Here is a 12,787-nt window from a genome sequence, read left to right on the forward strand (position 1 = left end):
ATATTTCGGCAATCATTTTTGGTCATCTTTTTTGGCGATGATTTTTGACAATGATCTTTGGCAATAGCCAAGCCAGTAAAAAACCTAAAGCGGGCAGGATCATTTGCATTAGCGCATAGACGGCACTGATCCTGCGACTTGCACCATTGGCGAGCGAAACCGCTTCGGTGGTAATGGTGTTAATACGCCCACCACCAGTAAGCAAAGTGGGTAAGTATTGACTAAAGCTAATGGCTAAACCGAGTGCGCAAGCGATGAATATCGGCCCAATTAGCATGGGCAGTTTAATACGGAAAAAGATTTTAGCTTTGCTGGCACCAAGGCTTGCCGCCACAATGCTAAAGCGTGGGTCTAAACGGCGATAGCTACTGGCCAGGGATAAAAACACATAAGGCAATACAAATAACACATGGGCCAGTACCACATTAATAAAGGTATGTTGGCTGTTAATTTGCTCAAGTAACCAGACCAAACCAAATAAAAACGCGATGCTTGGAATAAGCAAAGGCAGATAAATTAACACACTGCCCAGCAGCGATAGGGATTTTCCGCTGTGCTGCTCCGCCTCTAGGGTGAGCAAGGTTAAGGTTATCGAAAGAGCGGTGGCATTGATGGCAATCAGCACCGTATCGATAAGCGGCTTGTGCATTTGTTGCAACGCACTTTGCCAGTGCAATATCACAAATTGTTGCGGCAAGGCATCAGGAAAATGCCAGAAACCAGCAAAAGACCACAACAGCATCCCCACTAATGATAATCCTATAAAAGTTAACAGTAAGGCGGTGATGACATGGGTAATTTTTTGGATGATGACGCCGTATTCGCGCTTACCATTGGTTAACATAGGGCTAGCGCACCTAATCACTAAGCGTTCGAACAACCACCAGCAGGCTAATACTAATAACGTCAGTTGAATTTGTAATATTGCCCCCGCAGACGCTTTAATGCGCAGACTTAAGTCTACGTCATGAAACCACTGCATAATTGCTACAGCCAATGTCGGTGGATTGTTAGGACCCAAAATTAAAGGGATTTCGACGCTGGCACTGGCGTAGGCCAATACTGCCAATATCGGCAAGCGTAAATGGGGATAAAGGCTGGGTAACACCACTTTGAAAAATGCCGTCATCGGGCAATAACCTAAGCTTAATGCCACTTTATGCTGGGCCCGTAATGTTTGCCCAAGGTCAGGCTGCGCTAATACCCCCAACGCCATCAGCAATAAAAAAGGCAGTTCTTTTAAGGTCAGCCCAAGAATAATACTCAGCCCCATCGCATCGTGTGGATATAGCCAATCGGGCGGCGCATCCCAGCCACTTAACCAAGGTGATACCAAGCGAGACAACATGCCCGACGGGGTAATGAGAAATCCAATCGCAATGGCCGCTGCAGCATGGGGGATAACCAGAATCGGTCCTAAAAGCCGTTGAATATAACCGAGCCACGGGCTGGTAAAGTAACTCGCTAGAATCAATATGGTGATGATAAAGGCCAACAAGGTACTCACCAAGCTGGTGGTGATACTCAATAACGCCATGTGGCCAATGCCCGGCGTTTGCCATAATTGCTGAAAACCATTCAGGCTAAAATGAGTTTGATCGAGTGCTGGGATCCAACCAAGCGCAGGCAGAATAACGCCAATTAACCCACCCAATACTGGGATCAGTAACAAAGCCATCATAATAAACGGGCTGAAACGAACAATAGCATTGAACAGCTTGGCTAGCATGATCACTCCATCACGCCATAGCGTTGTAACCAAAGCGCTGTAATCACTTTACTCCAACTTGGATCGGGCTCGCTTAATGCGGGGCTAATTGCTTGGTTAGCTATGGTGGCACTGGGATGTGACTGTTTAGGCGGGGCAAACCAAGTTTGCTGCTCGGCAGTCAGCTTAGAGAGTGCCAGCACGCTAGTGTCGCCCCATACATTGGCTTGCTGTTTGTGGGCTTGAGCTTGTGGGCTGAGTAAAAAGTTGACCACCAGTTTAGCGCCGTCCCGATGAGCGGCATTATAGGGAATAGCGATAAAATGAATATTGCTCAAACTGCCATCTTGCATGCGATAACTACGGCTGCTGCCCGGTAATTCGAAGCGTGCCACGGCCGCGGGAATGTCGGCGGCTGAAAAGGTAAATGCTAGGGCAAGTTCACCATCACCCATTAAACGACGCAGCGCCATGCCGCTGGACATAAAGTGGCGACCTTTGCGCCATAAATGCGGATGTAGCTCATCTAAATATTGCCACAATACCGGCAACAACAAGGCCTGGCTCTGCGTCGTAGCAGCTTGATAAAGTAGACTTTTAATTGCTTCAGGCTGTGAGCTATTCAAAACAATTAAGGCGTACTTTAAAAAGCTGGTGGCTAAAAAGTCAGGAGGCTTAGGGTAGGTAAATCGGCCCGGGTGTTGTTTGGCCCACAAGCTTAATTGTTGCAAGGTTTGCGGCGGAGATTGCGTCACTAAATTATCGTAATAAAACGTCAGTGCAGTTTTACCCCATGGCGCTTCCATCCCTTGTGTTGGCACACCAAAGTCGCGGGTCATCGCCGGATTGTTATCTGGATCCGTTAGGCTAAAATTGGGCAATTGCAGGGCCCAATGGGGTTCAAGCAGTTGATGCTTGGCCATGGCGGCAAAGTTTTCACCGTTAATCCACACTAAATCCACTTGACCTTGATGATTATTGTTAGCCGATTTTTCGGCTAACACACGGCTGACGGCTTCACTGGTATCGGTGAGTTTTACATGGTGTAAATTTATCTGATACTGCTGTTTAACTTGCTTCGCCGCCCACTGAATATAGCGATTTATTTGCGGATCGCCGCCCCAAGCATGAAAGTACACATCTTGATTAGCGCCTCGAAACTCAATCTCTGGCCATGAATCTTTATACTCAAGGAGGCCACTTTGACCTTGAACTATCGGCAGCATATGCTGCCCGTTGTTATCTAGGGAAACTGGAGTCAGGGCTGATGTGTGAGTGTCAGCCCCTAAGCCCATTGGACTAAATTGCAGGCTGAGCATGATTATTCCAGCTGACAACACTCGTATTACCATGCTCATCATGTGTTCATTTCCCATTATTAGCTATTTAGTTAGCCGCGGCGCCAAGTGTGGTATTTCTCTAACCATCGCAGCACAGTTTCCGGCGCATGGTTGCGCTTCCATGCACCCGCGGCGTACTTGTTGCCTTCGGCCCATGTTGGGTAACTGTGAATTGTGCCTAAAATCTTGTTGAGCCCTAAGCCGTGTTTCATTGCCAATACAAATTCAGCAATTAAATCGCCAGCGTGTTCTGATACGACAGTCACACCTAAGATTTTATCTTTGCCTCTTGGGGTGATGACTTTAATAAACCCTTCGGTGGCACTGTCGGTAATGGCGCGATCAAGCTCGGCAAAATCAAAGCGAGTGACCTCATAATCAATCCCTTGCTGCTGGGCTTCATATTCATTGATACCCACACGAGCCACTTCTGGATCGATAAAGGTGGTCCATGGAATGACGCGATAATCGACTTTAAACTTTTTCAAGTGACCAAACAGGCCGTTGACTGCCGCGTACCAGCCTTGATGTGCCGCTACGTGAGTAAATTGATAAGGCCCAACAATGTCACCTGCCGCATAGATATTTGGGTATAAGGTTTCTAAATATTCATTAGTTTGGATCGTACGGTTGGTTTCAATGCCAAGCTCTTCTAAGCCGTAACCGCTTAAGCGGGCGCTTCGACCGACGGCGCATAATAGCTGGTCGTACTCTAACGCTAACTCTTGCTCTTGATGCTTAACGATAAGGTATTTTTTACCGTCCCGCAGTTCGCAGCGCAGCGCTTGGTGTGAGGTTAAAATATTCACGCCACTTTTTTGCAAGGCTTGGGTGGCAAACTCAGACACTTCAAGATCTTCTTTGATCATGATGCGCTCAGCCATTTCAACTTGAGTCACTTGCGATCCTAAACGGGCAAAGCTTTGCGCCAGCTCTGAGCCAATTGGGCCGCCGCCTAGTACCACTAATTTTTGTGGCGCAGTGTCGAGTTTGGCAAATTCATCCCACAAGGTATCACTGGTGACATAACCGACGTCTTCTATGCCTGGTAACGGTGGCACAAACGGGCGAGCACCTGTGGCAATAACAATACTTCGGGCGGTTAAGCGGCGGGTACTGCCGTCTGGGTGGCTAATTTCAACTGTCCATGGGTCAACTAATTTTGCATAGCCTTTGACTACGTCGACACCTAAGTTGGTGTAACGCTCAACACTGTCGTGGGGAGCAATATCGGCCACCACTTGATGCACGCGCGCCATGACTTTTTTAAATGAAAATTCAGGTGTGCCGTCTTCTAAGCCGTAATGATGGGCGTTTCTTATTTGCTGGGCTATTTTAGCACTTTTAATGATGGCTTTACTTGGCACACAGCCATAGTTTAAGCAGTCGCCGCCCATTTCGCCGGCCTCAATTAAGGTGACCTTGGCTTTTACTGCGGCGGCAATATAGCTGGTGACAAGACCACCGGCACCTGCGCCAATGACTATCATGTTGCGATCAAATTTAGCTGGCTTAGTCCACTTGCTGTACACCCGATGTTTTTTGATCATGTTAACAATGGCTTTTGCAATAAGCGGGAATAAACCTAATAGTGCAAACGACAGGATAAGGTTAAACGATAAAATGTTCGATAAGCTGTCAATTTGCGCCAGCTGAGTACCGGCATTGACGTACACAAAAGTGCCTAAAAACATACCCAGTTGGCTTACCCAGTAAAAGGTCCAAGATTTAAAGGCGGTTACGCCCATCAGCATATTGATTAAAAAGAACGGGAATATTGGTACCAAACGTAGGGTAAATAAGTAAAAGCCGCCTTCTTTTTCAATGCCTGCATCAATAGCGGCTAAGCGCTCTGGAAAACGCTGTTTAATGGAGTCACGTAATAGATAACGCGACACTAAAAATGCCAGTGTTGCGCCGATACTCGAGGCAAACGAAGCGATAATTAATCCTTCAACTATGCCAAATAAGGCGCCCGATGCGATGGTGAGAATAGCGGCGCCGGGTAAGGACAAGGCGGTTACCGCGACATACAATAAAAAGAACCCGCCTATAACTAATAACGGTGATGCTTCACGTAATTGACTAAAGTCATTCATCGAGCCTTTTAGGCCAGCTAAGGTCAGTAATTGATGCAAGTCAAAGTGGAAAAACAAGCCCACTAATACTGCCGCAATCAGTAATAACACAATTTTTTTAAACATAATTTATCGCCTTAAAATGAATGCTGTAAGGTCAGGGTGGCGTTAAGGGGGAGTTCAGGGAAAACCAAGGTTGATCCGAAATAACCGCCTTCAAACACCGGGCGCCAGTTCTTTTGGTTTGTGACGTTATTGATGCCCAGCCTTAAGCTTGTTTGCTCGGTAAAGTCATAGCGAGTGTTAATGCTGAGCGTGTATTGATCGCGAATAGACACAGTCGCCAAATAGTCCAATGGGTAACTCTGGGTGAATAGACCGGAGAAACCCGCTTGCCATTGCTCAGTTATGGCAAATCCGCCATTTAATGTGAACGTTTGTTCAGGCAAGCCCTGTACACGGCGGTTCGACGGGGCAAATGAAGCGAAATTTGGTGCGCCAATACTAGTGCCTGCAATGATATCTGGACGTGAGTTATCAAAGGTGTCGCTAACTTGCAGCGTATCTTGGCTACTGGCTGAATCATCATAGCGAGCGTCTAAGTAGCTGTAGCCCGCGCTTAACCAAAAGGGATCAGCATCATAAAAAGCTTGGGCTTCAAAGCCCTTGGTGCGAATGCCGGTATTGCTGCCATCACGATTACGTAGGCTACGTGTTTGATCAAACACTGCAGCGTCAACATACCAAGCACTGCCCGCTGGCGAATATTTTATGCCTACTTCGGTTAAGGTGTTTTCGGTAGCAAAGTGTTGGCGACTAATTTGGTTGTTGGCACCTAACGTGGTGCCGCCAGCCATGCTGTTTGAAGTCGACTCGTTATAACTGGCGCTCGCATAGGTGGTGACATCACCTGTAACGCGGTAGCTCAAACTGATTTGGCCAGACTCAAGCATTTCACTTATTGAATCGCTGGCTGCAACTTGTCCTTGGGGGGCAAGGGCATCCCGGGCTTTGACATCATAAAAATCGGCTCGATAACCTAGGCTGGTGGCGAACTTATCTGTCCATTGGCTGTTATGTTGAATGGCTAAACCTGTTTGCCAACTGCTTGAGTCTGTGGTGTCTGACAATAAAAAGTCGCCGCTGCCATCGCCGTTGGTATCGTATTGGGCGCCGGGCGACACAAACACGCCTGGTCGAAGTTCAACTAATCGGCCCTGTTGCTGGGTGGTGAGCGGAATACGGCGGTTTTCAATGGGGCCGGATAAGTCGATAGGTAAGTCTGCCTCGGTAGTAAATTGGCTATAACCTAATACCTTGTTATAACGAATATCGGCGGCAGTAATGGTGCTTTGGCTATCATTCCACTGATAAGCAAGCTCAATGCGATTTTGCGCGGTATCTGCACCATCAATAATTTCCACAAAACTGTTTTGAGCGATTTCTTCACGTTCTAAATGCTGGTAATAGCTAATGTTTTTAAAGGTGGCTTTATCGCTTAGCTCGCGCACATAGGTGCTGTGCAGTAAAAAGGTTTGCGCGTTATTGATGTTGTCTGGATCTGTGAGTACTTGGCTGCGATCTATCTCAACTAACCCCGTTGGCGACACTATGGCATTGGCGCCGGCAATCGTGCTGCCATTTGGCTGAACGCCTTGGCCAGTCACGTATAAACCGTCATCGATTAATGCTTGGGTCGGGCGGTTAATGCCTGCGTTGTCGGTAAATTCAACATCATAATATTCAACATTAATGTCCCAGCTGCTGGCATCGTCTGGCAATAAGCGAAATGCGACAAAAATACTGTCGCTTTTAAAGCCTGAGTAATCATAAAAACTGCCATTATCGATATGTTCTGCACTTAAGCGTATGCCGCTTTGGCTAGCAGCTATGTCACTGCCGACATCGAGTTGAGCACGGTAATGATCCCAACTGCCGCCCGATAAGGTGAGCTGAGTGAATTGCTCGTCAGTTGGCGCGACTTTGGAATGCAAGTTAACAAAACCGCCATTACGTTGGCTGGTGCCCAGTAGCACTGGCGGCGCACCCTTTACCACATCAATTTGCTCGACAGCGTTAAACGACATAGGCACACCAAAGCCATTGTTGCCGGCTTGGCGACGCACACCGTCTTGGTATAGTTCGCCTAATTGACCTCGAATCGTCGGCAGGCTTGATGCGCCAAAGCCGCTGGCGGAATAACTGTTTGGACTGACTTTTTGAATGTCAGATAAGTCAGTGATATTAAGCTGTTCAATCATTTCACTGGTGATAGGCGTGACTGAGCGGGCAATGTCTTTGAGTTCAATACCATCACCAAAGGGGCCGTTGACCTTAGTGTTTTTAGGTGACATGCCTTTATCATTAATCGCTTTGCCCGACACTTGAATGACTTCGATAGATGAGGTGTCATCAGCTGCTAAAGTTAAGGATGAATACAGGGCTAAGCTAATGGCTAGCGCAGTAACGGAGCGATTGGGAGCGTAATAAATAGGCATAGTGTCTTCTGCAATAAGGCGATAGTGAAACAGACCCTGTGACTCTGTGGGTTATTTCAATGAAGTTATGCCTATTTGTGTTCGTTTATAACTTAATGGCATAAGAGAGCCTGCAACAGGGCATGAATTTACTCGGTCAATTGGCGGCTGATGAAATTTTCAGTAAAAAATCAGTGTAGCCTAATTGAGAAGGTCAGCAGATTTAACTTTTATTTTTATACTTTTAAGGAATTATGATGCAAACAGCACTGAGTGGTGATATCCAACGTAAACTGCAATGGTCGTTACTTTCTTTACGTTTAGGGGTGTTTTTGGTGATGCTAGTGTGGACCTTGGATAAGTTTGTGAATCCTGGTCACAGCATGAAAATTTTCGAGAAATTCTATGGCATTGGTGGTGTGAGTGAAGTCGCAGCATACATTATGGGTAGCTTGCAATTGTTATTGGTGTTTGCCTTTGTGCTTGGGATTAAAAAACGCATCACTTATGGGGTTATCTTTCTAATGCATGGTGGGTCAACGTTATCGGCGTTTAATCAGTATTTCGATGCATTCAACAACTTGCTATTCTTTGCCGCATGGCCAATGTGGGCCGCGTGCTTTGCCTTATACATGTTAAGAGATGCAGATACCAAGTTTACTGTGAAGTAACTTGTTAAGCGATTTTTTCATATAAAAGGCCGGCTAACTATTATATTTAGCCGGCCTTTTTATTGGGCGCTATGGATTATTTGGCGTAACGATTACGCATAACCATAACGCTAAATAACACCACTATCAGCATTTGTATGCTTAAGCCCTGCCATGTTGAGGCAATGCCAAGCCAGCTTACTGACACATCGATAGGGAAAGGGGTTAGATTGATGATTGCAGCTTCTTGCAAGGCGGAAATACCTTTGCCCGCCAGAATGAATGCCAGAAATAGCATAAAGTAAGCGCTCACGGCAAAAAAACGTGCTAAAGGCAATTTAACCGAGTAGCGCATCATGAGCCAAGCAATCACGGCTAAAATAGCCATACCTACTAGCAAACCGTAAACCAAATAACTGATTTGCTCATTGCTGCTGGCCGAGCCAATGGCTTGAGTTAGCAATGACTGATAGAACAAAATAGTTTCAAAGACTTCACGGTAAACTGAGATAAATGCAAGCCCAGTCAGGCCCCATAAGGTGCCAGCATTTAAATGACGGTCGACATTATTTTTTATGTAACTCTGCCATTTTGAACCTTGGGTTTTGCTGTGCATCCAATAGCCAACATAGAACAATACTAAAGCCGCCAGTAATGCCGCGCCGCCTTCCATTAATTCCCTTGAGGCGCCGCTGATGCTGATCAGATTATCTGCCGCCCACCAAGTCAATACGCCAGCAATGAGAGCAGATATCCAGCCAAAATGGACAAATTTAATCGCATCATGGCGCTCTGTCTTAATTAATACTGTCATCAGGGCGATGATAACCAGCAAGGCTTCTAATCCTTCCCGTAACAGAATAATGAGCGCCGCTGAAAACATGGCGTTATTTGATAACGACTGCCCAGTTAATACCGTATCGGCTTGGTCTAGTTGGGTGAGTATGCTGGCAAGCTCTTGATTGACTAGCGTGTCTTGTCCCGTGGTTTTTAGCAGGTTTCTAAAATTAAGCAGCTGCCCTTCAATTGATTTACGCAGTCCACTGTCGTGGGCATCTAGATTGTTTTCGATTAATTCAAAGCCATCTAAATAGGCACTGACGGCCAAGGTTTGTGCTTGTGTTAATTGGTCGTTTTGGTATGCCTTAACTGCAGCCTGCAAGTTTATGCGGGTCGTTGAAATCGGCGACAATGCAGCTTGAAACAATAAATGCGGTTGTGAGCGCAGTAAGGTTAACTGAGCGTCATCAATCTGGGCATTATGCTGCATCAACTGAGTAGGGTTGCTATTGACCCATTGTTGTAATTCAATGCTGTTATCTTTCTTGGTGTGAGCCGCTGTGGCTACTATAGGTTCCGCTGTTGATTCAAAAGCTAAGCTGCCCACATAGAAAGCTAATGACCAACGCTGCTGATCATTTAATTCACTGAACGCCCGCATGGCACTGCCGTCTAAACCATCGGATATGGCATCATATAAACCCAATAACGAGCGGTTTAATGCCCGTTCTTTATCGGTAAAGTTGGTCGGTTCCGGTGACATTGATTTGGCCAGTGGCCCATCGCCTTGGCCTAGAGTCCCATGACAGCTCGAGCAATTTTCGATAAACAGCTGCTTAACATTATTTGTCGCCAACAAGCGTGTGGGTAACACTAACGCAGGGGATTGGCTTAATACTTGTTTGCGAATTTTTTGGCTAAGTTTTTGGATCACTTCAAGGGAGGATTTTTGCTCAATGGCTTGCTGTAATTGCAATGCATCGGCCATGATCGAATCGGGCTCACCATTGGAGAGTAGTTTGATTTTTTCAATTATGATGCTGGAAAATTGCTGCATCTCAGCAAATTCATCGGCATTAGTTACCTGCCCCTGAGTGATGGCTTCAGCATAATCAACACCAATATATTCAGCTAATTGCAGTATTTGCCGTGTCTGCTTAAGTACTTCTTGGTTTGCAGGCAATGGCCCTTGAGCCAATAGGTTTGCTGAAAATAGTGTGCTAAGGCTGAGTAACATCAGTTTCGTAGAGACAGATGTCGATGCAGTGTTTAAAAGTGAACTTAAAAAATGCAAGAAAGTATTCAAGGTATAACCTTAATAGTGTAAAGAAGAGGTGATCCTGCAAGACAGAATGCCGCAAATGATAATCGTTGTCATTTTACTTTTTTACCTATGGTATATCAATCATTGTGGGGCAGAGATTGAATGATGCAGCTGCAAAGTCCAACTTATCTTATGCTGACAGAATGCAATTCGATGAGTTTAATGACTTTAGGGCAGTCACCGTTGCCTGGTAGCTGGCGTTGGCAGTAAGCATAATGGCCGTTTGCCAAATAGGCGATAGATGTAGCGATCAATGAGACGATAAAGCCCGTCCCTAATGGGGCGTAGGATGATGCTTAAATATGCCAAATAGGGCCAAAATCCAGTTAATTGAGCGCAGATCTTGAGGGCTGCATCACTTCGCAGGTAATAACGACCGCGGTCAATGAGCACAAAGCTCCCCGTTTGAGCACATGCCTTAGCCTCATGATAAAAGTTGCTGGTTCATTATCAAATATATTTTGACAATGTTTCTGCTATTACCCTGTGTAAACTTGAGTGTCATAGGGCTATTATTTCGCTATCGAATGCCAAGTGATTAAGTTCACATTCAGAGGAAAGATAGCATGACTCAGTTAACCATAGTTGCCAACATTATCGCCAAAGCCAATAAAGTCGAATTAGTTAAAGCTGAACTCGTTAAGCTTATCGAAACGACTCGTAAAGAAACGGGTTGTGTTAACTACGACTTACATCAAGATAATGCCAACCCAGCGCATTTTATGTTTTATGAAAACTGGCAAACCCGTGAATTATGGCAGGTCCATATGGGCAATCAACATTTGAAAGATTATATGGCAGCGACCGATGGCGCTGTTGATGTGTTCACCTTAAATGAAATGACCTTAGTTGGCTAATCTCGGGCTAAAATTGACCCGATAGCCTTGCTTTACCTTGAATCGAATAGCCTTGAATTATATTAACCTAGCTAAATGGAGCTTCACATGACCCACCCAATTATTGCTGATTTAGAAAAGCGTTATACCACCAAAAAATACGATCCAAGTCAGCGTGTATCCCAAGAAGATCTGGCTGTGATCTGTGAAGCCATGCGCTTGTCTGCGTCATCGATTAACTCACAACCGTGGAAGTTTATTGTTATTGAAAGTGATGCCGCTAAGCAGCGCATGCATGACACTTTTGCTAACAAGTTTCAGTTTAACCAGCCACACATTAAAGCCTGCTCTCATGTGATCCTATTTGCCCATAACCCTAAATATAGCCGCGAAGATTACGCTAAAGTGATAGATAAGGGCATAGAAGATCGTCGCACTAAGCCTGAAGATCGCGAAAATGCTTTCGGTGGTTTTGCATTTGTAGATTTAAATACTGATGAGCAAGGTAACAACGCCAATTGGACTCGCTCACAGGTATACTTAGCCTTGGGCAATACCATGCACACAGTTGCCCGTTTAGGCATAGATTCAACCCCGATGGAAGGCGTTGACAGTGAAATGATTTCTGATATTTTTGCTGAAGAATTAGGTGGTTATGAATGTGCGGTTGCATTAGTTATCGGTTATCACCACAGCGATGAAGATTATAATGCCAAGTTGCCAAAATCACGCTTAGCAACGAAAGAGGTTATCCAAATACTGTAAAGCTCATCTAAGAAAATTTAGATTAAATAAAGGGCAAGCGCTAGCAATAGCGTTTGCCCTTTTTGCTGTTTTAATTTTATCAATCATGGGTTTCTCCATTTTTTAAGCTAAAAGCGTTGCTCGCCTCTGAATCAGTGATTATAGTGATAAAGTATATAAATCAGTTTGTTAATAATGCTTTCAATGGGCATCCTTGCTTGATCTCAAGTATTGAGGTGAACATGCAGTAGAAATCAGTATCCTAAATGGTTGTACTTAAAGTGGAGTATATAGATGTATCAAAATAAGCAGGCGATCGCATTGGGTACGTTAGTTTTTTTAATTCTTTTTGGGTTTGCTTCAATCATTTTTGCTTTTTGGGCTTGGCCCCAGTACAACGTCTACAAGATGGAACTTAACGGCCAGGCTTCACTGAAAGAAGCCCAATGGTCAAAGCAAATTCTTATCGAAGAAGCCAAAGCGAGAGAGCAAGCGGCGTTGATGCAAGCCAAAGCCAGAGTCACTCTTGCAGAAGCTGAAGGTAGAGCAAAGATAGTACAAGCTAAGGCTGAAGGTGTTGCTGATATTGAGCGCGCCAAAGCGGCAGCTGAAGCAAACAAAATCATTGGTGAGTCACTTAAAGATAATGAAGCCTACCTTAGATATATCTGGATAAAGGGGCTCCAAGAAGGCAATGGCGAGCGTATTTATATTCCAACAGAAGCTGGACTGCCTATTCTTGAGGCAGGCAAAGCCGGTAAAAAAAATAAGAGTTGATTGTTAGGATGTATTGAAGTTGTGTAATCAAGCTTGGATGCACAGTGCTGAGCGCTGTGCATTCAAATATCTA

General features: G+C 45.2%; 10 protein-coding genes. 4 read left to right on the forward strand and 6 right to left on the reverse strand.

Features of this window, described 5'->3' with window-relative positions:
• Window positions 1-22: 22 nt before the first annotated feature.
• The 4 genes from H5073_RS10655 to H5073_RS10670 form a co-directional block, all read right to left on the reverse strand.
• The gene (locus H5073_RS10655) at window positions 23-1,729 is read right to left on the reverse strand and encodes an ABC transporter permease (RefSeq protein ID WP_182679566.1); all 1,707 of its coding nucleotides are present in this window, start codon (window positions 1,727-1,729) and stop codon (window positions 23-25) included.
• A gap of 2 nt (window positions 1,730-1,731) precedes the next feature.
• Window positions 1,732-2,934, reverse strand: a complete 1,203-nt coding sequence (locus H5073_RS10660; protein ID WP_182679604.1) for an ABC transporter substrate-binding protein — start codon at window positions 2,932-2,934, stop codon at window positions 1,732-1,734.
• Window positions 2,935-3,098: 164 nt separating this feature from the next.
• Window positions 3,099-5,252 carry an FAD-dependent oxidoreductase gene (locus tag H5073_RS10665; protein ID WP_182679567.1) on the reverse strand — a complete coding sequence of 718 codons (2,154 nt, stop codon included), beginning with the start codon at window positions 5,250-5,252 and terminating at the stop codon, window positions 3,099-3,101.
• 11 nt (window positions 5,253-5,263) lie between these two features.
• A complete protein-coding gene (locus tag H5073_RS10670; RefSeq protein ID WP_182679568.1) occupies window positions 5,264-7,624 on the reverse strand; it encodes a TonB-dependent siderophore receptor in 2,361 nt (786 codons plus the stop codon).
• A gap of 236 nt (window positions 7,625-7,860) precedes the next feature.
• Between H5073_RS10670 and H5073_RS10675 the strand changes: the two genes are divergently transcribed.
• On the forward strand, window positions 7,861-8,274 hold the full coding sequence (locus tag H5073_RS10675; RefSeq protein ID WP_182679569.1) for a hypothetical protein: 414 nt from the start codon (window positions 7,861-7,863) through the stop codon (window positions 8,272-8,274).
• 76 nt (window positions 8,275-8,350) lie between these two features.
• On the opposite strand, the gene H5073_RS10680 is transcribed toward H5073_RS10675, so the two are convergent.
• Together H5073_RS10680 and H5073_RS18605 are read right to left on the reverse strand one after the other, a co-directional pair.
• Complete coding sequence (locus H5073_RS10680) at window positions 8,351-10,270, reverse strand: cytochrome c/FTR1 family iron permease (RefSeq protein WP_182679570.1); 1,920 nt, start codon at window positions 10,268-10,270, stop codon at window positions 8,351-8,353.
• 264 nt (window positions 10,271-10,534) lie between these two features.
• Complete coding sequence (locus H5073_RS18605) at window positions 10,535-10,750, reverse strand: DCC1-like thiol-disulfide oxidoreductase family protein (protein WP_182679571.1); 216 nt, start codon at window positions 10,748-10,750, stop codon at window positions 10,535-10,537.
• A gap of 173 nt (window positions 10,751-10,923) precedes the next feature.
• Between H5073_RS18605 and H5073_RS10690 the strand changes: the two genes are divergently transcribed.
• The 3 genes from H5073_RS10690 to H5073_RS10700 all read left to right on the forward strand — a co-directional run bounded on the left by H5073_RS10690 (window position 10,924) and on the right by H5073_RS10700 (window position 12,714).
• On the forward strand, window positions 10,924-11,214 hold the full coding sequence (locus H5073_RS10690; protein WP_182679572.1) for a putative quinol monooxygenase: 291 nt from the start codon (window positions 10,924-10,926) through the stop codon (window positions 11,212-11,214).
• Window positions 11,215-11,301: 87 nt separating this feature from the next.
• Window positions 11,302-11,958: a nitroreductase family protein gene (locus H5073_RS10695; RefSeq protein ID WP_182679573.1), complete on the forward strand. Its 657-nt coding sequence runs from the start codon at window positions 11,302-11,304 to the stop codon at window positions 11,956-11,958.
• Window positions 11,959-12,231: 273 nt separating this feature from the next.
• Entirely contained in the window at window positions 12,232-12,714 is a 483-nt protein-coding gene (locus H5073_RS10700; RefSeq protein WP_182679574.1) for a hypothetical protein, read from the forward strand.
• The last annotated feature ends 73 nt before the right edge of the window (window positions 12,715-12,787 follow it).

The sequence above is a fragment of the Shewanella sp. SR44-3 genome (assembly GCF_014163735.1).
Lineage (GTDB): Bacteria > Pseudomonadota > Gammaproteobacteria > Enterobacterales > Shewanellaceae > Shewanella.